This window comes from Variovorax sp. J22G73 (assembly GCF_030317035.1).
Classification (GTDB): Bacteria; Pseudomonadota; Gammaproteobacteria; order Burkholderiales; family Burkholderiaceae_C; genus Variovorax.
This window is the reverse complement of record NZ_JASZYK010000001.1, coordinates 1,168,861-1,189,139: the sequence shown is the minus strand read 5'-3', so window position 1 is coordinate 1,189,139 and position 20,279 is coordinate 1,168,861. Positions and strand designations below refer to the sequence as shown.

The following is a 20,279-nucleotide window of genomic DNA, read 5'->3' as shown; positions in this document are numbered from 1 at the left end:
GCCGCCATCCAACGCGATGGCGCCGAGGGTACAGGGCCGGGCGCTAGAGGCCCAGCGCGTCCTGCAATTGCCGTGCCGTCCAGCGCTTGGGCTGTTGCGGCCAGGCCTCGAGCAGCGAGACCATGCGCGCGTTGCGCGGCGCGCTCAGGCCGTGCTCTTGCGCGAGGCGCACGACCTCGCCGCTGAGCGAATCGATTTCGGTGCGCCGGCCCAGCGCCAGATCGTCGGCCATGCTGGAGCGCGCCTTGGCGTCGATGCGCAGCATGCGCGCCGCGACGATGCGAAAGAGCCAGTCGGGCAGCCGCAGCAGGCCCGACAGCCGGTGCGCCGGCACCGCCGCCACCTGCGCGGGCGCGATGCCCGCCACGTTGAGGATGCTCAGCGCCTCGTCGATCAGCGACGCGAAACAGCGGCGGTAGCCGCGCTGCATGAGCTCTTCGCGCAGCGGCAGGCCCGACAGCGCATTCACCGGGTTGTTCAGGTTGAGCATCAGCTTGCCCCACTGCACGGGCAGCAGGTTGGGATGCAGGTCGATGGGAACGCCCGCCCGCTCGAACACGGCGAGCCACGGGCGCAATGCCGCGTCGTCTTCGGCGGCCAGGCGCCCGGGGGTGCCGCGGTGGAAGGCACCGGGGCCGATCTCGGCCACGTTGTAGGGGACCATGCCGGCGCGCACGTTGAGCGAGGGGCCGGTCTGCGAGGCCGAGGCGCAGTTGGACACGCCGTTCTGCAGCGACACCACCGTGGTGCCCGCGGGCAGCGCGAAGGCCAGCTCGCCCGCGGCCTCGGCGGTGGCGCCGCTCTTCACGCACAACAGCACCAGCTCGGGCCGCGCGCCGACGGGCACCTGCTCGCTGAGCTGCAGCGTGGCCGCGGGCAGCCTGCGCGTGGCGCCGTCCATGTCGGTGAGCGTCATGCCGTGCGTGGCGAGCTTGTCGAGCACGCGCGGGCGGCCGACGAAGGTCACGGGCACGCCGGCGGCCGCCAGGCTGCCGCCGATGAAGCAACCGATGGTGCCGGCCCCCATCACGAGCACTTCACCGGGGATGTCTTCTTGCATGAAGTGCGTGTGTCCGGTGGAGCGCTGGTGAGGCCAGTGTGAGGGTCAGGCGCGTTCGGTGACCCAGGCCTGCACCGAGGCCAGCGCGGCCGCGAGGCCCGCCGCGTTGGTGCCGCCGGCCATGGCCATGTCGGCCTTGCCGCCGCCCTTGCCGCCGACCTGCTGGGCCACGAAGTTGACCAGCTCGCCGGCCTTGACCTTGCCCGTGCTGTCGGCCGTGACGCCGGCCGCGATCTGCACCTTGTCGCCGTCGGCAGCGGCCAGCACGATGACGGCGGTCTTCAGCTTGTCCTTGAGCTTGTCCATGGTGTCGCGCAGGGTCTTGGCGTCGGCGCCGTCGAGCTTGGCGACCAGCACCTTCAGGCCCTTGACGTCCACCGCCTGCGACACGAGCTCGTCGCCCTTCGACGATGCGAGCTTGCCCTTGAGCGCACCCACCTCGCGCTCCAGCGCCCTCACCTGGTCGAGCACCTGGGTGAGCCGGCCCTGCAGCTCGGCGGCCGGCGTGCGCAGCGTGGCGGCCACGCTCTGCACGGTCGACTCCAGGTCTTGCAGGTAAGACAGCGCATTGGCGCCGGTCACGGCTTCGATGCGGCGCACGCCGGCGGCTACGCCGCCTTCGCTCACGATCTTGAACAGGCCGATGTCGCCGGTGCGGCCCACGTGGGTGCCGCCGCACAGCTCGCGGCTCGTGCCGATGTCGAGCACGCGCACGGTCTCGCCGTATTTCTCGCCGAACAGCATCATGGCGCCGGTCTTCTGGGCCGACTCCATGTCCATCACGCGGGCCTGCGTGGGCGCGTTGGCCAGCACCTCGGCGTTCACGAGCTTCTCGATCTCCAGGATCTGCTCGCGCGTGACGGCGGCGTTGTGCGCGAAGTCGAAGCGCGTCTTGTCGGCGTCGACCAGCGAGCCCTTCTGCTGCACGTGGTCGCCCAGCACTTCGCGCAGGGCCTTGTGCATCAGGTGGGTGACCGAGTGGTTTCGCATGGTCGCGTTGCGGCGTTCGATGTCGACGGCGGCCTTCACCGCGTCGCCCACCTTCAGCGTGCCTTGCGTCTGCGTGCCGTGGTGGCCGAACACGTCGGCCTTGATCTTCTGCGTGTCTTCCACGCCGAACTGCACGCCTTCGGCCACGAGCACGCCCTGGTCGCCGACCTGGCCGCCGCTCTCTGAATAGAAGGGCGTGGTGTCGAGCACCACGATGCCGGGCTGGCCTTCCTTCAGTTCGTTCACCGCAGCGCCTTCGAAGTACAGCGCCACGACCTTGGCGTTTTCCTCGAGGTGTTCGTAGCCGGTGAAGGTGTTGCCCGCGCCGGCGTATTCGACGTTGCGGTCCATCTTGAACTTGCCAGCCGCGCGGCCCGCGGCCTTCTGCTTTTCCATGGCGGCGTTGAAGCCGGCCTCGTCCACGCTCACGCCGCGCTCGCGGCACACGTCGGCCGACAGGTCGAGCGGAAAGCCGTAGGTGTCGTGCAGCTTGAAGGCCACTTCGCCGGGCAGCGTCCTGGCGTCGCCGGCCAGTGCCGCGTCGAGGATTTCCATGCCGTTGGCCAGCGTTTCGAAGAAGCGTTCTTCCTCGGCCTTCAGCGTGTCGGTGATGCGCTTCTCGTCGGCCACGAGCTTGGGGTACGCGTCGCCCATGAGCTTCACGAGGTCGGGCACCAGCTGGTGGAAGAAGGGCTTCTTCTGGCCCAGCTTGTAGCCGTGGCGGATGGCGCGGCGAATGATGCGGCGCTGCACGTAGCCGCGGCCTTCGTTCGACGGGATGACGCCGTCGGCCACCAGGAACGAGGTGGCGCGGATGTGGTCGGCAATCACGCGCAGGGAGTTGTTGCCCAGGTCTTTTTCGCCGGTTTCACGCGCGGCTGCCTTGATGAGCGCGTCGAAGATGTCGATCTCGTAGTTGCTGTGCACGTGCTGCAGGATTGCGGCCAGCCGCTCCAGGCCCATGCCCGTGTCGACGCAGGGCGCAGGCAGCTTCTTGACCGAGCCGTCGGGCTGCATGTCGAACTGCATGAACACGTTGTTCCAGATCTCGATGTAGCGGTCGCCGTCTTCATCGGGGCTGCCGGGCGGGCCGCCGGGGATCTCGGGGCCGTGGTCGAAGAAGATCTCGGAGCACGGGCCGCAGGGGCCGGTGTCGGCCATCATCCAGAAGTTGTCGGACATGTAGCGTCCGCCCTTGTTGTCGCCGATGCGCACCACGCGCTCGGGCGGCAGGCCGATTTCCTTGGTCCAGATGTCGTAGGCCTCGTCGTCCTCGATGTAGACGGTGGCCCAGAGCTTTTCGGCCGGCAGCTTGTAGACCTCGGTGAGCAGTTCGAAGGCCCACTTCAGCGATTCGCGCTTGAAGTAGTCGCCGAAGCTCCAGTTGCCCAGCATCTCGAAGAAAGTGTGGTGGCGCGCGGTGTAGCCCACGTTCTCCAGGTCGTTGTGCTTGCCGCCGGCGCGCAGGCAGGCCTGGACCGAGGCGGCGCGCACGTAGTTGCGCTTGTCTTCGCCCAGGAACACGTCCTTGAACTGGACCATGCCCGAGTTGGTGAACATCAGCGTCGGGTCGTTGCCCGGCACCAGCGAGCTCGAGGGCACCACCGTGTGGCCCTTGGAAGCGAAGAAATCGAGAAAGGTCTTGCGGATGTCCGCGACCGTGAATGTGGGCTGGCTCATCTTTGGATTCGTCTTCTGTCGAGGGCGGCGCGGCGATGGCGACCCTGTGTCGAACCCACTGCGGCGAACCGGCCTAACTGCTTGATTTGCTTGAACAAACGATTATAGGTTTGGCCATGACACCCGCGCCGCCCCAAGGCAAACTGCAGGCTGCGGGCGCCGCGGCTAATATGTGACCCGGCGCAAAAAACGAGAACCAAATACGGTCGGCGCCATCCGTACTTGTACGGACACAAAAGATCAAGGAGTTCGCATGGCAAGCCAAGAGGCGGAACAACACTGGCAGATCGAAGACCTCGATTTCTCGCGCATCGCGCTCGACAAGGTCCGCCCTGACGAGAACCTCTTCTACCTGGTGACGTCCGCCTCTTTCATCGAAAGCGGCTCCGACCTCTACACCCAGAACCTGGTCGACTACTTCAAGGGCGACGACGAAGTCACCGACTGGCTGTCCAACCACTGGGAGCTCGAGGAACTGCAGCACGGCAAGGCCCTTCGCGCCTACGTGCGCCATGTGTGGCCCGAGTTCGAATGGGACACCGCCTATCAGGGCTTCCTCGAGGAATACGCCACCTACTGCAAGGTCGAGCTGCTGGGCCCGACCCGCGCCCTGGAAATGACCGCGCGCTGCGTGGTCGAGACCGGCACTGCCACCTACTACCGCGCCATGGCGCGCAGCACCGACGAGCCGGTGCTGCAAGACCTGGCCACCCGCATCGCGACCGACGAGGTCAGCCACTACAAGCACTTCTATCGCTTCTTTCGCCGCTACCGCGAGCAGGAGCGCCTGAGCCGCTTCCGCGTCTTCGGCACCATCGGGCGGCGCACGCTGGAGCTGAAGAGCGAGGATGCCGACTGCGCGATCCGCCACGTGGTGAAGGCGCGCTCGCCCGAGCGAGCCACCGACACCGCCTATGTGCAGGCGCTGAGCGCGCGCATGAACAGCACCATCCGCACCAACCTGAGCGCCGCCACCACGCTGAAGATGCTGATGCGGCCGCTGGAACTGCCGGCGAAGGTGCAGACGGTGATCCAGTACCCGATCCGGCAGTTCATGCAGCACGTGTTCCTGCGCTGAAACCGGTCGCCGCACGGTCTCGGGCGGTCTCAAACGGGTGCTGCGTACAACTTACGCGCGCGGTATGCAAACGAAGTCACGCAAAACGAGAAAGCGAGACGGCCGTTCCGGTTTTTGCAACCGTTGGCTCGCTAGTATCCGCCGCTCATACCTTTCTAGAGGCGAGGCCTGAGTCCTTCGGAAGAGCGGCAAGCCGCTCCGTGGCAAGTCGGCTCGCAGCCTTTTGCATGCGAGTCCGATGTTTGAACCCACACCCCACCGCGAGCACCCTTACACCATTCGCCTGGAAGGCTCCGATCTTTCCATTCGCGACCTGATGGAGGTGCGCTTCACTTTCCTGCGACTGCTCGAACAGCACATCGGCGCGCCGCCCCGCGTGATCAAGTGCTACCGGGCCTGGTCCAGCCAGCTTGAATCGGGCGCCGAGACCCTGAGCGAAACACAGAAGGCCCATGCGCGCGTGTGGCGCGAGGCCTGGGACCATGCAACCGAGCGCGCAGCGCCGCTGCTGAGCAGGCCGCATGCGACGGCGTTCCAGTTCGAGTTGCTGAAATAAAAGCCCTAAAAAAAGCCCGGCCTAAGGCTGGGCAGATAAAAAAAACCCAGCACAAGGCTGGGTTGTGAACCTCTTGAGTGCTGTCACACACAGAGAACTCGCACTGAAAAGCGAGTCAACAAAATCTAGGGCTTCGGAAGCCTACCCCTTGTCGGACAGGACCGACACTTCCGAAATGGCCCTTGGAGCGCAAGCCATGCGACGCCAAATAGGCGCCAAAAAACTGCCAAATAGTTCACGTTTCAATGAGTGTCCTACGGCCGCTGACTGTTTCTGACTGACACGCGCGCCCAAGATCCCCATCGACCATTCAGATGCTGTCACGCAACAGGGCCGTACAAAAGAAGAGCTCTCTGTTTTCTTAGAGCGCGCCCCGTCAACGGGCTCCTCCCACCCGCTTCGGCGGGTATTTTTTTGCCCGAAGACTTCTCGACGACTCACGCAGTCAGCTGGCATCGACTGGCATTAACTGGCAGAAGTCAGGCCCGGCTTGCGGCTCGTGTCCAGCGAATACAGCTGCGGCCGGTCGTCGAGGCTTGGGTCGGTGGGCACATGCTCGGTGCTGCGCGAGGACCGGAACAGCTCGTTCTCCAGCCGGGCGACCCGCTCCGCGTACATCCGGGCGAGCGCCGCGTGATGCTCCGCCGCGGCCTGGTGCTCGATGCGCGCCATCTGCGCCTCTTCGAGCAGGGCGGCGGCGCGCCGGAGGTAAGCGGTGTGGGCGGGGCGAAACAGGAAGTCGAACGTCATTTCACGCTCCTTTTTGCGCAACGGTGCGCACGCGCCATGTTCCTCCCGCAAGGCCCCGCAGGTCTGTAGTCGCGCGACTTACCCTCGGGCTACCTTGTTTGCGCCGCTTACCACAGCGCGGTGACGCGTTTTCCCTGCCCGATGGGGACAATGCTGTGGAAAACCATGTGCGAATCGCGCCGAAGCGTTGCCTGGCGTGGCCTGCAACGCGGTGCCTGCGAAAGAGGCACGGCCGAAAATAATTTGCCGAAGGCGGGTGCGGCGGCGTCACCGCGCCACACCACCTTCAGCCGGACTCGATCAATCGCGGTCTTCGTGGTAGCGGCGATAGTGCTCGCGGCGCTCCCATTCGCGACGGCGCCATTCGCGGCGCTCTTCACGGCGTTCTTCGAAACGCGCTTCATGGTCCCATCGACGGCCAGGCTCGTAGTAGACCGGTGCCGGCTCGTAGACCGGCGCCGGGCGATAGCGCACCGGCGGCGGCGGTTGGTAATAGACCGGGGCCGGCGGCGAGTACGCCGGCGCGGGCTCGTAGTACACCGGGGCCGGCGTGCCGACGACGATGCCCGGAACGTTCACGCCGATCGACCAGCTCGTGCCAGCGCTCGCGGCGGCACTGGCGAAGAGCGCACCGACGGCAATCGCACCTGCCACGGCCAACTTGAGGCTGTTTCTATGAAGGGTCACGTCGTCTCCAGAAGTGCGGGAACAATCCCGATGCACAGACAACGCTTGTCGCCCCGGCACCGATCACATCGCTTCGGTGAAGAACGTTCCCAGATGTCACACGACCTGCGCCGAACGACTCGGGCTTCGCCGCTCGAGTCGGTCACGCAGATCAGTCACGCACATCAGTCGCGCGGGCTGGCCCTCCACTCCCTGACGAAGTGGGCGGCCCGAATGCATGCGCGCTCGAAGGCGCCGTCCCAGGTGAGTTGCTGCGTGATCACCAGCGCGCACTTGTCCACGCCCTGCAGGCTCAGCTTGGCGATGCCGGCGTACGAGCCGTGCACCGTTCTCATGATTTCGAAGTCCGCCGACCAGCCGTCGGGAAGGTCCAGATGAGAAGAAGGCGCTCGCATAGGAGCCGAGCATAGGTTTCGAACACACCCAGGCCCAGGAACTAATTCACAAGTATTAACGAAGGATTCCTGCACGCGCTGCGCCTGTGAAATAGTCCCTTGCGTGCCATTTCGCCGAGCTACCATCCCGCCAAACTTGAATGAGGTGGAGATGTCGGGCGCAAGTGAGATGGAGCGGGTCGTGGCGGCGCTGAAGGCGCTGGCGGTCCAGCCGTGGCCGGAGAGCGCACGGCTAGCCTTGAGATGGAACGAAGTCGCGAAGACCCTGCCGGGCGTCGGCTACGAAGCGTTCTTTCACGCGCACCGGCTGGCGACGCGCGTCCTGTTCCAGGGCAACGCGCTGAACACCGCGGCCGTCGACCAACTGCGCGAGCGGGGCTTCACGGTGGTGGTCGACAGCGTGCAGGGCGACGCGGCGTCCTGCGCGCGAATCGAGGTCGGGCCGGCGTGGCTGGACCTTTCGAAAAAGCCGGCCGGCCGCCTGCCCGGCACCGGCATGTACGAGCTGCGCGAAGACGACGGCCATTGCTGAGACGCCGCATCGCGAGCGCCTATACTCGCGGCTTCCGTTTTTTCGCCGCACACGCGTTCGACGGTTGCCCGATGCGGGTGTAGCTCAATGGCAGAGCTGTTGCTTCCCAAGCAACTGACGAGGGTTCGATTCCCTTCACCCGCTCCAAAAAAGCCTCCACGAGGCCTGCGTCCCTCCCCCCTGATCCCTCAAGCCGCCGGCAAGCCCACGCGCCGCGATGCGCCGGCAGCCGCCGCGCAGCCGACTGCACCAGCTCGAACTTCAAAGACCGCGGCGATGTTTCATCACGTAGCATCCGCCCCATGAGCTACACCGTGAAACTGATCGATTTCCCCGACGCGCCGGCCGATGTCATCGCCTCCGCGGAATCGCGCTTCCGCCGCGAACTGGACAAGCTGCTGGGCGAGGACGGCGTCGCGCCCGCACTCAAGGCCTTCGAGAACGCCAGCGAGTCCAGCGCCGACGAGCTCGGCAAGGACGAGCTCGCCCTGGCCGCCACCTGGGCCAAGGCCTACGAGTCGGCCAAGACGGCGGGCTTTCGCGCACTGGGCGAAGCCGACGAGGCGTACTTCGAGATCCGCATCGACTGACCTTTTGAAGCCTTTCGGAGGCTTTTGGAGCCGGCCATGAAACCGCTGTTCGCCCTGCTTCTCTGTGCCCTTCTGACCGCCTGTGCGACGGCCCCGGACACATCGCCCGCTCCATCCCGCGAACCGAGCGCAGCCACGGCACCGGAACCCGCGGCGCAACCCCAGCCCACCGGCGTGCAATGGCGCTACGTGGGCACCAAGTCGTACGACGCGCTGAACGCCGGCCTGGGCCGCAGCCACCGCTTCGAAAGCAGCATCGGCTGGGTCGACGTGTACCTCTACGACATGAAGCGCACCGACTGGCGCCCCGGCGTGGACGACCCGCAGTTCGACGCGCATTTCAAGGGCACCATCGCCGAAGTGCAGCGCGCCGCCGCGCAGGGCGTGTACACCAGCGCCAAGGTCGGCGCCACCCGCGACGTGCGCATCGACGGGCTCACCTTCCGCAGCATTTCATTCCGCCTTGTGAACGCCCGCGACGGCAAGGCCTACGAGTCGTTCACCTACCTCACCGCGCGCGGCGGCCGGCTGCTGAAGTACCGCCTGTCGTTCAACGCGCCGGCACCGGCCAACGTGGAAGCCATCGCGCGCGAGTTCATCGACCGCAACCTGCGCACCGGGCCCGACACGCCCGCCGGCACGCGCGAACTGCGCAACACCTGACCCCCCGCCAGCAGCGCGTTCAGCGCGCGGCCCGCCGCGCCGCACCCGGCAGCTTCGCCACCCGCTGCGCCAGAAAGTCGACCAGCACGCGCACGCGCAGCGGCTGGTGGCGGCGCGGGGCGTACAGCAGGTGCACCTCCTGCGCCGGCCCGGTGTGGCGCGGCAGCACGCGCAGCAGGCGGCGTTGCGCGAGCAGGTCGGCCACCATCCAGGTGGGTTGCAGCGAGATGCCCACGCCGGCGAGCACGCTGTCCAGCATGGCCACGGCGTTGTTCACACGGTAGCGGCTGCGCACCGGCACGCTGACCGCGCCCTCGGGCCCTTGCAGCAGCACGCCGTCGTCGCCGGGCGCGTAGCGCAGGTAGTCGTGCAACTGCAGGTCCTGCGGCTTGCGTGGCTTTCCGCGCGCCGCGACGTAGTCGGGCGAGGCCACCAGCACGCGCGGCCAGGTGCCGATGTGGCGCGCGACCAGGTCCGGCGGCAGCGTGCCGCCGACGCGCAGCGACACGTCGATGCGCTCTTCTCGCGGGTCGATGAAGCGGTCGTCCAGCACCAGTTCCAGCTCGATGTCGGGGTACAGCGCAAGAAACTCCACCGCCATCGCATTCAGGTGCCGCTGCCCCATCGTGACCGGCGCGCTCACGCGCAGCAGGCCGCGCGGCTGCTGCACGGCCTCGCGCGCGTCGGCGACGGCGTCGCCGTAGTCCTCGAGCACTCGCTGCGCGCGCTCGTGGAAACGCTGGCCCTCCTCCGTCAGGCTCAGGCCCGCCGCGGTGCGCCGCAGCAGCCGCACGCCCAGCGAGCGCTCCAGCCCCGCCACCAGCTTGCTGACGGTGGGCTGCGTGGTGTCGAGCGCGCGGGCCGCGCCCGACAGGCTGCCGAGTTCGACGCTGTGCACGAAGGCCGCGAGGGCGCGCAAGGTGTCCATGTCTGTATTCGAATCGGGAATGAGGTGGATGCCATTCTGCCGTCTACCCAATCGAAATTGCATGGATGAAAGTCGGCGCCTCGCTTCCATTTCCTTAGAGGACACCGTTCATGACCGCATCGACATTCGCATCCCTTCTTCGCCATGGCGCGCTGGCGCTCACGCTGGCAAGTACAGCTGGCATCTCTGTCGCCGAGCCTGCCGCCACCTACTGGCGCCCCAGCTGGATGGCCAGCACCCAGCCCGTGTGGTCCGGCGACTTCGTGCTGCCCGCCGGCCTGCCGTTCCAGTTCAACCGCCAGACCGTGCGCCAGGTCGCGCGCCTGAGCATCGGCGGCACGCGGCTGCGCGTGGTGATCAGCAACGAAGGCGGCACCGCGCCGCTGCACATCGGCGCCGCGCGCGTGGCACGCCATGCCGAGGGCTCGGCCACCGTCGAAGGCAGCGACCGGCCGCTGCGTTTCGGCGGGCAGGCCGAAGCGATCGTGCCGCCCGGCGCGCGCCTGGTCAGCGACCCGGTAGACCTCGCCCTGCCCGCGCTGGGCGAAGTCGCGGTGTCGCTCTACCTGCCGCAGCCCAGCCAGCCCGCGGGCTTTCATTTCGACGCGCGCCAGGTCGCCTACGTGGCCGACGGCGACCTCACCGCGGCGCCGCGCATGCCGGCTGGCGCCACCGAATGGAGCACGCGCGTGTACGTCAGCGGGCTCGTCGTGGAAACGCCCACGCCGCCCGTCACCGTCGTCGCCCTCGGCGATTCGCTGACCGACGGCAACGGCGCCACGCCCGGTGCCAACACCCGCTGGCCCGATGCGCTGGCCGAGCGGCTCGCGGGCCGCGGCGTGGCGGTGCTCAACGCCGGCATCTCGGGCGGCCGGCTGCTGAAGGACGGCATGGGCCGCGCTGGCCTGGAGCGCGCGGGCCGCGACGTGTTCGCGCAGCCCGGCGTGCGCGCCATGGTCGTGCTGCTGGGCACCAACGACATCGGCTGGCCCGGCGGCCCGTTCGCACCGGGCGAACCCGCGGTGCGCGCGGAGCAGCTCATCCAGGGCTTTCGCCAGCTCATCGAGATGGCGCACGCGCACAACGTGCGCATCATGGGCGCCACCATCGCGCCGAACGAACACGCGCTGCAGGGCACGCCGCTCGAAGGCCACTTCTCGCCGCAGAAAGACGAGGTGCGCCAGGCCGTGAACCGCTGGATTCGCGAGAGCGGCGCGTTCGACGCGGTGGTCGACTTCGATGCGCTGCTGCACGACCCGGCGCACCCGTCGCGCCTGAGGGCCGCCATGGACTCGGGCGACCACCTGCACCCCGGCGACGCCGGCTACAAGGCGATGGCCGCGGCCATCGATCTGCAGGCGCTGCTGGGGGCATCAGCGCAGCCTTGAAACAGGACGGAACGAAGGCAGAGCGGGTGCTTAACGAACGCAAAACCACCCGGTTTGAAACTGTGAAAATACTGTACATAAATACAGTATTTGCCTAGAATTTGTCGTCTCCAAGAACACCACCGAGGCGACACCATGACCACCGCCAACCCGCCTGCGTCCGCCCCGGCGCAGGCGCTTTTCTTCTCCAGCCTGCAGCAGCTGCAGACGCGTTCGCGCACGGGGCGCCTGTCGACCTGGCCCTTCAAGGTGGCCCGCGAGACGGGCCCCGTCGATATGCATGAAACAAACGATGTGCGCATCCAGGCGGCGCGCGTCATCCGGACGACGGCCGAAAGCTGGTGGCCGTCCGGTTCCTGAACCGCCTTTCGCTTCACCTTCCCCAGGAGAACTGCAATGGACGACTTCGACCCCGCCGACCGGCATCTGCTGATCGCCTTGTTCCCGGACCGCGACGTGCAACTTGCCATCGAGAAGCACCGCGAAGACTGGCTCTGGCCGAAGGGCCACAGCTTTCCCCCAAGCGCGCGCCTGCACCTGACGCTCAACGCCCTGCCCGACACCACCGACGCGCAGAGCCTGGCATGCCTCGACGCAGCGCTGGCCGAAGTCCGGATGGCGCCGCTGGATCTCACGCTGGCCAGTTCGTGCACGTGGAAGAACGACATCTCCGTGGTGCTGCCCGCCGAACACGACGCGCTGCGTGCGTTGCGCAGCGACGTTGCCCGCGCCGTGAAGCGCGCAGGCTACGAAACCCGCCGTGCCAAGTGGACGCCGCACATCACCATCGCACGCCATACGCGCGGCGCGGCGCGCCCTCCGAGGCTAGACCCCGTGCGCTGGATATCGACCGACTTCGCGCTGGTGCGCTCGCACCTCGGGCCGTCGGTGCGGCACGAGGTGCTGAAGTCTTACAGGGCCGACTAAGAGAGTCGCGCTATCGTTGCGGGTCCTCCATCGACCCGTCTTTCCAGTCGGGTGCACACACATGCTGACGCCACCCGACCTTTCGCAAGACGCCATCCGGCAATGCCTGTCCGAGGCCTACGGCCTGAACGACGCACAAGTGCGCTTTATGCCGCTCGGCGCCGATGTGAACTCCGCCGCTTTCCGCATCGATGCCGCTGACGGCGCCGCGTATTTCCTGAAGCTGCGCCGCGGTGAATTCGACCCATCGGTGGTCGCGGTGCCGGCCTTCCTGCACCACGACCAGGGCATCGAGGCCGTGATGGCGCCGCTGCCGACCACGGCCGGCCCGCTGAGCGTGCGACGCGAGGGCTTCGACTGGGCGCTGTACCCCTTCTTCGACGGCGCCAACGGTTTCGAGCGGGCCCTGGGCGATACGCAATGGCGCGCACTGGGCGCCGCGCTGGCCGCCGTTCACCGCACCGAATTGCCCGAAGCGCTGTCCGCCACGCTCCCCAGGGAGCGCTACGCCCACCACTCGCGCGAAGGCGTCAGGCGGTACCAGCGGCGGTTCATCAACGGCGTGAACGACATGAACGGCGACGACATCGTCAAGCGCTTCTTCGCGTTCTGGGAAGCGCACGCCGAAGACATCGACACCATCGTCTACCGCAGCGAGCAGCTCGCCTCCATCCTGCTGGAGCGACCGCCGCGACTGGTGCCGTGCCATGCCGACCTGCATGCGGGCAATGTGCTCACAGGCGATGCTGGCAACGCAAGCGATCACGGGCGCCTGTCGATCGTCGACTGGGACATGCTGATGCTCGCCCCCAAGGAGCGCGACCTGATGTTCATCGGCGGCGGCGTGGGCCATGCGTGGAACCAGCCCGCGCAAGAAGCGCTGTTCTTCGAAGGCTACGGCGCGACCGACATCGACGCGGTGGCGCTCACGCACTACCGTTACGAGCGGATCACGAAAGACATCCTCGAAATCTGCGACCAGGTCTTCGACACCGCTGCCAGCACGCAAGACCGCGAAGAAGCGCTGCGCCAGATGACGGCCCAGTTCCAGCCGGACGACGTGGTGGCCATTGCGCACCGGAGCTACGAAGCGGTGACCTGAAGCGGCGCACTGCTGGCACCGGCACCGGCATTGGCTTGGCGCCGTCAGGCGCCGCCGCGCATCAGATCAGCATGTCCTGCGCGTCGTCCTCGAAGCCGGCAATGGGCTGCGCCTTGGCCAGCGCCAGCCACACCGCGAACGGAATGCGGTCGAACGCGCGGTGCACCGCCGCGCGCGCCACCACCAGGCGCTCGCCCTCGAGCACCATCACGCCGCACTCGGCGGGCACCTCTTCAGGCTTGGCGATGCAGCGGCCCTTGGCGTCGTTGCCCAGCACGTACCAGCACTCGCCGCCCAGGTCGAGGTAGGCCGCGCGCTTGTCGGGCTTGCGCAGGTCGCCCAGCAGGTCGGCGCGGCTCACCTTCACCTCGTGGACGATGGGATGCGCATAGGCCTCCACGCTGGTGTTGCGGATCGAAAAAACATCGGGCCGCGCGATGCACCAGCGCGCCTTGCCGCCTTCTTCCAGCGCCGGCAGCCGCGCGCGCAGGCCGAGCCCGCGCCACGCGATGCGCCCGCCGCGCGTCATCTCGCGCGCCACGCGCTCTACCAGTGCCTCGTGCGGCGACAGGGCCGCGCGGTTGATGGTGAGCGTGGTGGCGATGCGCGCGATGCCGGCGTCGGTCACGCGCAGCGTCTCGTGGCCGTGCGGCGTGCGCACGCGCTCCAGCCAGCCGCCGGCGAGCAGCTCGACCTCGATGGCGTCGCAGCACGGCCACCCGGCCGAGCGGTAGATTTCGCGCAGCCGCCGCGCATGCAGCTTGCCGAAGGGCACCTCGCCCATTGCTTCGCCCATCGCCTCGACCTTCGACTCGCCTTTCACCTCGCCCGTCGGCTTCCCCATGGCCCTTGCCATCGCCCGCTGCAACGGCGGCGGCTCCTGCACCGGCGGCGGAAAGCCCGGGTCGGTGAAAGGCGGCTCGACCGGTGGCGGATCGCCCTCGGGCGGCGGCATGGGCGGCGGCTGCACGGGAATGGGCACGTCGGGCGCGGGCGGCGGCGGGCCGATGGGCATGGCGACGAGCGGGTCGCTCACGAGGGCAACAACGGCGACAGCGGTTGTAGCGGTTGTAGCGGTTGTAGCGGTTGTAGCGGCTGTAGCGGCGGTGGGTTCGGCAAGTTCGGACATGTAGCAACAGGTTAGCGAAAACTCGCGAATGGCGCGAGGCATGGAACGATCGGTTGCATTCAATGGAATGACCGCTGGAATGCTCAATGGAAGTCGCGGCTGGTGTTGCTCTGCGCCAGCCGGCCCAGGAGCGGCGTGAGGTCCTTGAAGCCCGTGGCCACCAGGTGCTGCACCTTGCCGCCGCTGTCGTCGTCGCGCTGCCAGGTGCCCTGCACCGCGAGCAGGTGCGACTTGAGCAGCGGCTCGCGCCAGGCGTCGATGACGTGGTTCCAGACGATCACGTTGACGTTGCCGGTCTCGTCCTCCAGCGTCACGAAGATGGTGCCGTTGGCGGTGCCCGGCCGTTGCCGCCCCTTGACGATGCCGCAGGCGCGCACGGTCTGGCCCGTGGCCATCTCGCGCAGCTCGGTCGCGCTCATGAGCTTCATGCGCGCCAGGCGCGGGCGCAGCAGCGCGAGCGGATGGCGGCGCAGCGTGAGCCCGAGCGCGGCGTAGTCCCCGACGATCTCTTCCCCCTCGGGCGCCGCCGGCAGCAGCAGCGCCTGCTCGTGGATGGGCACGCCCTTGAGCAAGGCCGGCGTGCGAGCGCCCATGCCGCGGGTGGCGGTGGCGTCCCACACTTGCTGGCGCCGATGGCCCGACAGCGACATCAACGCATCGGCCGCGGCCAGCGCGGCCATGTCCTTGGCCTCGAGCTCGGCGCGCAGGGCCAGGTCTTCGGTGCTGGTGAAAGGGGCCTGCGCGCGGGCCGCCAGCAAGCGCTCGGCGCCGGCCGCGCTGAGGCTCTGGACGCGGTTCAGCCCGAGCCGCACCGCCGGCTGGTTGTCGTTGCCCAGGCGACCTGCGTAGCGCGCGTCGGTGCCGTTCGGCATGCGCGGCGCGTCGGGTGCACGGGCTTCGAGCGTGGTGTCCACCTCGCTCACGGCGACGTCGACCGGGCGCACCTCCACGCCGTGGCGGCGCGCGTCCTGCACCAGCTGCGAAGGGCTGTAGAAGCCCATCGGTTGCGAATCGAGCAAGGCGGCGAGAAAGCAGGCGGGCTCGTAGTTCTTCAGCCAGCTGCTCACCGTGACCAGCAGCGCGAAGCTCGCGGCGTGGCTCTCGGGAAAGCCGTAGTCGCCGAAGCCCAGTATCTGCTTGAAGATGGCCTCGGCAAAGCTGGCCTTGTAGCCGTTGTCTACCATGCCGTCGACGAGCTTCTTCTGGAACTTCTCGAGCCCGCCCTTGCGCTTCCATGCCGCCATGGCCCGGCGCAACTGGTCGGCCTCGTCCGCCGAGAACTTGGCCGCGATCATGGCGATCTGCATCACCTGCTCCTGGAAGATCGGAATGCCCAGCGTGCGTTCCAGCGCGGTGCGCAGCTCTTCTTTCTCGTAGTGGATCGGCAAGCCTTTGCGCACCCGCTCGCGCTGCTTGAGGTAGGGGTGCACCATGCCGCCCTGGATGGGGCCGGGCCGCACGATCGCCACCTCGATCACCAGGTCTTCGTAGCAGCGCGGCTTCAGGCGCGGCAGCATCGACATCTGCGCCCGGCTCTCGATCTGGAACACGCCGACGGTGTCGGCGTCGCAGATCATGTCGAACACCCGCGGGTCGTCGTTGGGCACGTGGTGCATCTCCACCATCGAGCCCCGCCAGCGGTTCATGTGGTCGAGCCCGCGGCGAATGGCGCTGAGCATGCCCAGCGCGAGCACGTCGACCTTGAGCATGCCCATGGCCTCGAGGTCGTCCTTTTCCCACTGGATGACGGAGCGGTCTTTCATGGAGGCTTTTTCGACGGGCACCAGCCGCGTGAGCCTGGTGTGGGTGAGCACGAAGCCGCCCACGTGCTGGCTCAGGTGGCGCGGAAAGCCCTTGAGCCGCCTGGTCATCTCCATCCAGTGTTCGAGCTTGAGCTCGTCTTCTCTCACGCCCGCGCGCTCGCAGGCCGCGTTCAGCTGGTCGCCGAGCAAGGTGTCGTCGAACCAGTAGTGGTCCTTCGCGAATTCGTCGATCAGCCGCTCGTCGATGCCGATGGCCTTGCCCACGTCGCGCAATGCGCTGCGCGAGCGGTAGCAGATGACCACCGCGGCAATGGCCGCGCGCTCGCGCCCGTATCTCTCGTAGATGTACTGGATGACCTCTTCGCGCCGCTGGTGCTCGAAGTCGACGTCGATGTCGGGCGGCTCGTTGCGTTCGCGGCTCAGGAAGCGCTCGAACAGCAGCGTGCCCTTGTCGGGGTTGATGGCGGTGATGCCCAGGCAAAAGCACACTGCCGAGTTGGCCGACGAGCCGCGCCCCTGGCAAAGGATTTGCCTCGAGCGCGCGAAGCTCACGATGTTCTCCACCGTGAGAAAGAACATCTCGTAGTGCAGCTCGATGATGAGCGACAGCTCCTTATGGACCTGCTTGCAGACGCTGGCCGGAATGCCCGAGGCGTATTTTTCGAGCGGATATTTGTCGAGCGCGCCCTCCCACGTCTTGCGCACCAGCGTCTGCGCCGGCGTCTCGCCGTTGCCGACGCTTTCGAGCGGGTACTCGTAGTTCTTGCGGATCTCCTGCGGATCGAAGCTGCAGCGCTGCGCCACCACCAGCGTGTTCGCCAGCATGCCGGGCAGGTAAAGCTCGGCCAGCCGCACCCGCGCGCGCAGGTGGCGCTCGGCGTTCGACTGCAGCGCGAAGCCGCACTCGGCCACCGTCTTTCCCTCTCGCACGGCCGTCAGCACGTCGTGCAGCGGCTTGGTCGCGCGCGAGTGCATGTGCACGTCGCCAGCGGCCACCAGCGGCACGCCGGCGGCCTCGCCCGCCTGCACCAGCGTGACGAACCACAGGTCGTCGTCCATCTCGTTGAAAAGCGCCAGCGCCAGCCACAGGTTGTCGCCGTACAGCGCCTTGGCCATCGACAGGTCTTCGTGCAGCGTGGCCGTGTCCGCTGTTTCGCCAGGCACGCGATGCGGCACGAAGAGCACCTGGCAGTGCTGCAGCGAGGCCACCCCGCCGACGCCATCGCGGACGTCCCAGTCCACGTGGTAGTCGCCCTTGGGCAGCTCGGTGGTGGTGCGCGCGGCGGTGATGAACTCGCACAGGTTGCCCCAGCCCTGCGCGTCGTTCGCGATCACCACGAGCCTGAAGCGCTCGAAGCGGAACTCGCTGCCGAACAGCAGGCGAAAGCCGGGGTTGCGCGGGATCTTCGGCTCGTCGGGGTTCTCGCGCTCGTGCTCCTCCAGCTTGGCGGGCAGGTCGCGCAGCGCCACGTAGGCGCGCACGATGCCGGCCACGGAGCATTCGTCGGTGATGGCCAGCGCGTCGTAGCGCAGCTGGTAGGCGCGCTCCACCATCTCTTCGGGCGTGGACGCGCCGCGCTGGAAGCTGAAGTTCGTCAGGCAGTGCAGCTCCGCATAGCCCGGCAGCTCCACCGCCGGCCGCGCCCGCATGGGCACCGGCAGCGCATGCACCTTGGCCGGCTGGCGCTTGCGCTCCTGCTTGTCGCTGAGCTCAGGCATAGAAGCCCTGCAGGTACCAGCGCACCTCGCCCGCGGAAAAGCGCGCGGAGTGCCGCTCGCGAAAGATCCACACCAGCCCGGCCTCGGGGCTCTCGGCGACGTAGTAGTCGCGCAGGGCGGGCTTGCCGCCTTCCTCCATCCCCTCCATCCCCTCCTTGCCTTCCTTGCAGCCCCACCAGCCGGCCTCCACGCGCTGCGGGCCGACCAGCCTGCTCAGCGGCCCGCGGTAGCAGGGACGCTCGCCGTCCATCTCCAGCAGCAGCGGCTCGGGCAGCAACCACGGCGGGTAGAGGGCGTCGGGTTGCGAGGCGGCGGCCTGCGCCTGCCTGCGGGCCTTGTCGGGAGCCTTGCCCTTGTCTTTTTCATTCCCTGCCTGCACCCCTGTCTGTAGCGCCGGCCGCCATGCCTGCTTGCGCTCGGGCCGGTGGTCGGCCAGGGCGCACGGCACCAGCACCTGCCGGGCGCCGAGCCGCACGCTGAGGCGCTCGACCATCTCGTGCAGCTTGTCGCCCTTGCGGTTGTCTTCCGGCAGAAAGCTGGTGCTGGCGCCGGCCCAGGGGTCGGTCTCGAGCGTGCGCAGCTTCAGCCAGCTGGCGGGCGCAGCCAGCGTGGCGAGGGCGAGCTTTTCGGACAGCAGGCGGCGCAGGTGCGCCATGTCCTGCGTGGGCTCGGCCGTGCGCACGGTGACCTGCTGGTGCGGCGGCAGGTTCACGCCGTTGAAGCGCTTCAGGTCGAGCGTCCATTGCAGCTCGAGCGCGCGCGCGCCGCGCTGCCGCGCGCGCAGCCAGATCTGCAGGGCCGACAGCAGCCGGTTGGCCGACCACATAAGCTCGGGCCCGGTCTCGGCCAGCGCGGGCAGCTCCAGCTTCTGCTCGAACACGTCGGGCAGCGTGAGCCAGGCATGGCTTTCGGGGCGCAGGCCCCAGGCGGCGTCGAGCGCCACGCGCAGCTCGGTGCCGAAGCGCCGCGTGAGCCCGCCGCGTGGCAGTGCCGCCACGTCGCCCCAGGTGCAGCAACCCAGGCGCGCGAGCAGGTCGAGGTGGGTGCGCGCGACGCTCAAGGTGTCCAGCGGCAGGCCGGCCGGAAGGTCCTTGGGGCGCGCCGCGCCGCGCACGAACAGGCGCAGCCGCGCCAGCGCGACAAGGCTGGTGGCGCCCTGCGCGCCCAGCATGCGCATGCCGGGAATATCCGGCACGGGGTTGGCCGCGAGCAATTGCCGCATCAGCTGCAGCCGCCCGCCCCACAGGCGCTCGCAGGCCGAGACCTCGAGCATCAGCGCCTCGTCCTGCCAGGCGACGTGGGGCGTGTACTGCAGCGCCCACCAGCCCAGCGCCTCGGGCGGGGGCAAGGCGGGAGCGTCCGCGCCATCCGCAGAATGATCGAGGGCGGCGTCAGGCAACCACCGCAAGGCGATCCAGTGCATCCTGGCCTCCCTTCCATGCGTCGATGCGCACCACCGTGGCCGAGGCTGGGGTGGCATGCCCCTTCATCGAGTTCGCCGAGTTCGCCGTGCCCACCACGCCCACCGTGCCCTGCTGCTGCGAACGCAGCTTGCGCCGCAGCCGGGCGGCCGCCAGCAACGCGGCCATGCGCTCGTTGCGCGCCGGCAGCATCACCGGGGCGGACAGCGGCGGCCCGCGGCGCTTGAGGATGTGCAGCTCGATCTGCGACGCATCCACCGCGCAGCGCTCGGCGCGAATGCGCAGGCGCGCGGGCGAGGCCGACAGCGCCACCGATTCGGGCCGGCACACGAACAGCATCACCTCGTGCTGCGCGGCCGCCAGCTGCAGCCGCCGCAGCTCCCCCACCCGCGCCTGCGGCAGCCAGGCGACCACGGCGGCCACGTCGGCGCAGCGCAGCGCCTGCTCGCAGGCCCACAGGCGCGCGGCCGGCGCATCGCTCTTGACCCACATCAGCGATTCCACCGGCAGCCCCTGCGCCGCCAGCGACGCGCCGCAGGGCTCGTAGGGCGCGCCGACGAGCACCACCGGCCCGCCGCGCGCCTGCACCGCCTGCGCCAGCGCGGGCAGCAGCAGCCGCCAGACATGGGCCTCGGGCGCGGCCTGCAGCAACTCCGTCATGGCGCCCACCGGCCAGCCGCCGCCCGGCAGCTCGGCGTCGAGCGCGGCATGGCCGGTGGCCACCACCTGCGCGTCGGCCAGGCCGAGCTCGTCGGCGTGCCAGACGCCGCGGCCCGCGGCGGTGGCAGAGAAGGAGTCGAGGAAAGGAAGGCCCATGGTGAAAGACTGTTAACTGTATTTTTATACAGTATTTCCCAGGCCGTCGAGAAGAAAGCTGTTTTTCTTCGTCAGCCCCGTCTTCGCATTCCTTTGGCTCATGCG

General features: G+C 68.2%; 19 protein-coding genes and 1 tRNA gene. 10 read left to right on the top strand and 10 right to left on the bottom strand.

Annotation, left to right across the window (positions count from 1 at the left end):
- Positions 1-43: 43 nt before the first annotated feature.
- Together QTI51_RS05640 and alaS are read right to left on the bottom strand one after the other, a co-directional pair.
- Positions 44-1,060: a 2-dehydropantoate 2-reductase gene (locus tag QTI51_RS05640; protein ID WP_116908665.1), complete on the bottom strand. Its 1,017-nt coding sequence runs from the start codon at positions 1,058-1,060 to the stop codon at positions 44-46.
- Between the two features lie 45 nt (positions 1,061-1,105).
- Positions 1,106-3,730 carry an alanine--tRNA ligase gene (alaS, locus tag QTI51_RS05635; RefSeq protein WP_286512459.1) on the bottom strand — a complete coding sequence of 875 codons (2,625 nt, stop codon included), beginning with the start codon at positions 3,728-3,730 and terminating at the stop codon, positions 1,106-1,108.
- A gap of 253 nt (positions 3,731-3,983) precedes the next feature.
- Between alaS and QTI51_RS05630 the strand changes: the two genes are divergently transcribed.
- Both QTI51_RS05630 and QTI51_RS05625 read left to right on the top strand, forming a co-directional pair.
- Positions 3,984-4,808 carry a ferritin-like domain-containing protein gene (locus QTI51_RS05630; protein WP_116908663.1) on the top strand — a complete coding sequence of 275 codons (825 nt, stop codon included), beginning with the start codon at positions 3,984-3,986 and terminating at the stop codon, positions 4,806-4,808.
- A 238-nt stretch (positions 4,809-5,046) separates the two neighbouring features.
- Positions 5,047-5,364 (top strand): hypothetical protein, encoded by a 318-nt coding sequence (locus QTI51_RS05625; RefSeq protein WP_116908662.1) that lies wholly within the window; start codon positions 5,047-5,049, stop codon positions 5,362-5,364.
- 465 nt (positions 5,365-5,829) lie between these two features.
- Here the strand turns inward: QTI51_RS05625 and QTI51_RS05620 are convergent, their stop codons facing one another.
- The 3 genes from QTI51_RS05620 to QTI51_RS05610 form a co-directional block, all read right to left on the bottom strand.
- A complete protein-coding gene (locus QTI51_RS05620) occupies positions 5,830-6,114 on the bottom strand; it encodes a hypothetical protein (protein ID WP_116908661.1) in 285 nt (94 codons plus the stop codon).
- 300 nt (positions 6,115-6,414) lie between these two features.
- Entirely contained in the window at positions 6,415-6,801 is a 387-nt protein-coding gene (locus QTI51_RS05615) for a hypothetical protein (RefSeq protein ID WP_116908660.1), read from the bottom strand.
- A gap of 164 nt (positions 6,802-6,965) precedes the next feature.
- Positions 6,966-7,136 carry a hypothetical protein gene (locus QTI51_RS05610; protein WP_286512462.1) on the bottom strand — a complete coding sequence of 57 codons (171 nt, stop codon included), beginning with the start codon at positions 7,134-7,136 and terminating at the stop codon, positions 6,966-6,968.
- Between the two features lie 241 nt (positions 7,137-7,377).
- Here QTI51_RS05610 and QTI51_RS05605 point away from each other — a divergent pair, with 241 nt between their 5' ends.
- The 4 genes from QTI51_RS05605 to QTI51_RS05590 all read left to right on the top strand — a co-directional run bounded on the left by QTI51_RS05605 (position 7,378) and on the right by QTI51_RS05590 (position 8,981).
- A complete protein-coding gene (locus tag QTI51_RS05605) occupies positions 7,378-7,728 on the top strand; it encodes a hypothetical protein (protein WP_133251713.1) in 351 nt (116 codons plus the stop codon).
- A 73-nt stretch (positions 7,729-7,801) separates the two neighbouring features.
- Positions 7,802-7,875: transfer RNA gene (locus tag QTI51_RS05600), tRNA-Gly, on the top strand.
- A gap of 155 nt (positions 7,876-8,030) precedes the next feature.
- The gene (locus QTI51_RS05595) at positions 8,031-8,318 is read left to right on the top strand and encodes a hypothetical protein (RefSeq protein ID WP_116908657.1); all 288 of its coding nucleotides are present in this window, start codon (positions 8,031-8,033) and stop codon (positions 8,316-8,318) included.
- A 174-nt stretch (positions 8,319-8,492) separates the two neighbouring features.
- Positions 8,493-8,981 carry a hypothetical protein gene (locus tag QTI51_RS05590; protein WP_286512471.1) on the top strand — a complete coding sequence of 163 codons (489 nt, stop codon included), beginning with the start codon at positions 8,493-8,495 and terminating at the stop codon, positions 8,979-8,981.
- A gap of 19 nt (positions 8,982-9,000) precedes the next feature.
- Here the strand turns inward: QTI51_RS05590 and QTI51_RS05585 are convergent, their stop codons facing one another.
- A complete protein-coding gene (locus tag QTI51_RS05585) occupies positions 9,001-9,909 on the bottom strand; it encodes a LysR family transcriptional regulator (protein WP_116908655.1) in 909 nt (302 codons plus the stop codon).
- A gap of 110 nt (positions 9,910-10,019) precedes the next feature.
- On the opposite strand from QTI51_RS05585, the gene QTI51_RS05580 reads away from it, so the two are divergent.
- From QTI51_RS05580 to QTI51_RS05565, 4 genes are all read left to right on the top strand, one after another.
- Positions 10,020-11,297 carry an SGNH/GDSL hydrolase family protein gene (locus QTI51_RS05580; protein ID WP_116908654.1) on the top strand — a complete coding sequence of 426 codons (1,278 nt, stop codon included), beginning with the start codon at positions 10,020-10,022 and terminating at the stop codon, positions 11,295-11,297.
- 135 nt (positions 11,298-11,432) lie between these two features.
- Positions 11,433-11,657, top strand: a complete 225-nt coding sequence (locus QTI51_RS05575) for a DEAD/DEAH box helicase family protein (RefSeq protein WP_116908653.1) — start codon at positions 11,433-11,435, stop codon at positions 11,655-11,657.
- 36 nt (positions 11,658-11,693) lie between these two features.
- Positions 11,694-12,224, top strand: coding sequence for a 2'-5' RNA ligase family protein (locus QTI51_RS05570; protein ID WP_116908652.1), 531 nt, complete (start codon positions 11,694-11,696; stop codon positions 12,222-12,224).
- A gap of 61 nt (positions 12,225-12,285) precedes the next feature.
- Positions 12,286-13,326, top strand: a complete 1,041-nt coding sequence (locus QTI51_RS05565; RefSeq protein ID WP_116908651.1) for a phosphotransferase enzyme family protein — start codon at positions 12,286-12,288, stop codon at positions 13,324-13,326.
- A 61-nt stretch (positions 13,327-13,387) separates the two neighbouring features.
- Here QTI51_RS05565 and QTI51_RS05560 read toward each other — a convergent pair whose 3' ends face one another.
- From QTI51_RS05560 to imuA, 4 genes are all read right to left on the bottom strand, one after another.
- The gene (locus QTI51_RS05560) at positions 13,388-14,341 is read right to left on the bottom strand and encodes a hypothetical protein (RefSeq protein WP_116909082.1); all 954 of its coding nucleotides are present in this window, start codon (positions 14,339-14,341) and stop codon (positions 13,388-13,390) included.
- Positions 14,342-14,538: 197 nt separating this feature from the next.
- The gene (locus QTI51_RS05555) at positions 14,539-17,937 is read right to left on the bottom strand and encodes an error-prone DNA polymerase (protein WP_116908650.1); all 3,399 of its coding nucleotides are present in this window, start codon (positions 17,935-17,937) and stop codon (positions 14,539-14,541) included.
- On the bottom strand, positions 17,930-19,360 hold the full coding sequence (locus QTI51_RS05550; RefSeq protein WP_116908649.1) for a Y-family DNA polymerase: 1,431 nt from the start codon (positions 19,358-19,360) through the stop codon (positions 17,930-17,932). Before QTI51_RS05550 ends, QTI51_RS05555 begins: the two co-directional genes overlap by 8 nt.
- Positions 19,329-20,174 (bottom strand): translesion DNA synthesis-associated protein ImuA, encoded by an 846-nt coding sequence (gene imuA / locus QTI51_RS05545; RefSeq protein WP_116908648.1) that lies wholly within the window; start codon positions 20,172-20,174, stop codon positions 19,329-19,331. Before imuA ends, QTI51_RS05550 begins: the two co-directional genes overlap by 32 nt.
- Between the last annotated feature and the right edge of the window lie 105 nt (positions 20,175-20,279).

Bases quoted from the DNA above. Each gene is read 5' to 3' on its own strand.
- QTI51_RS05625 (WP_116908662.1), top strand. From the start codon at position 5,047: ATGTTTGAACCCACACCCCACCGCGAGCACCCTTACACCATTCGCCTG.
- alaS (WP_286512459.1), bottom strand. From the start codon at position 3,730: ATGAGCCAGCCCACATTCACGGTCGCGGACATCCGCAAGACCTTTCTC.
- QTI51_RS05640 (WP_116908665.1), bottom strand. From the start codon at position 1,060: ATGCAAGAAGACATCCCCGGTGAAGTGCTCGTGATGGGGGCCGGCACC.
- QTI51_RS05630 (WP_116908663.1), top strand. From the start codon at position 3,984: ATGGCAAGCCAAGAGGCGGAACAACACTGGCAGATCGAAGACCTCGAT.
- QTI51_RS05565 (WP_116908651.1), top strand. From the start codon at position 12,286: ATGCTGACGCCACCCGACCTTTCGCAAGACGCCATCCGGCAATGCCTG.
- QTI51_RS05585 (WP_116908655.1), bottom strand. From the start codon at position 9,909: ATGGACACCTTGCGCGCCCTCGCGGCCTTCGTGCACAGCGTCGAACTC.
- QTI51_RS05580 (WP_116908654.1), top strand. From the start codon at position 10,020: ATGACCGCATCGACATTCGCATCCCTTCTTCGCCATGGCGCGCTGGCG.
- QTI51_RS05550 (WP_116908649.1), bottom strand. From the start codon at position 19,360: ATGCACTGGATCGCCTTGCGGTGGTTGCCTGACGCCGCCCTCGATCAT.
- imuA (WP_116908648.1), bottom strand. From the start codon at position 20,174: ATGGGCCTTCCTTTCCTCGACTCCTTCTCTGCCACCGCCGCGGGCCGC.
- QTI51_RS05595 (WP_116908657.1), top strand. From the start codon at position 8,031: ATGAGCTACACCGTGAAACTGATCGATTTCCCCGACGCGCCGGCCGAT.
- QTI51_RS05560 (WP_116909082.1), bottom strand. From the start codon at position 14,341: ATGCCCATCGGCCCGCCGCCGCCCGCGCCCGACGTGCCCATTCCCGTG.
- QTI51_RS05620 (WP_116908661.1), bottom strand. From the start codon at position 6,114: ATGACGTTCGACTTCCTGTTTCGCCCCGCCCACACCGCTTACCTCCGG.
- QTI51_RS05575 (WP_116908653.1), top strand. From the start codon at position 11,433: ATGACCACCGCCAACCCGCCTGCGTCCGCCCCGGCGCAGGCGCTTTTC.
- QTI51_RS05610 (WP_286512462.1), bottom strand. From the start codon at position 7,136: ATGAGAACGGTGCACGGCTCGTACGCCGGCATCGCCAAGCTGAGCCTG.
- QTI51_RS05570 (WP_116908652.1), top strand. From the start codon at position 11,694: ATGGACGACTTCGACCCCGCCGACCGGCATCTGCTGATCGCCTTGTTC.
- QTI51_RS05555 (WP_116908650.1), bottom strand. From the start codon at position 17,937: ATGCCTGAGCTCAGCGACAAGCAGGAGCGCAAGCGCCAGCCGGCCAAG.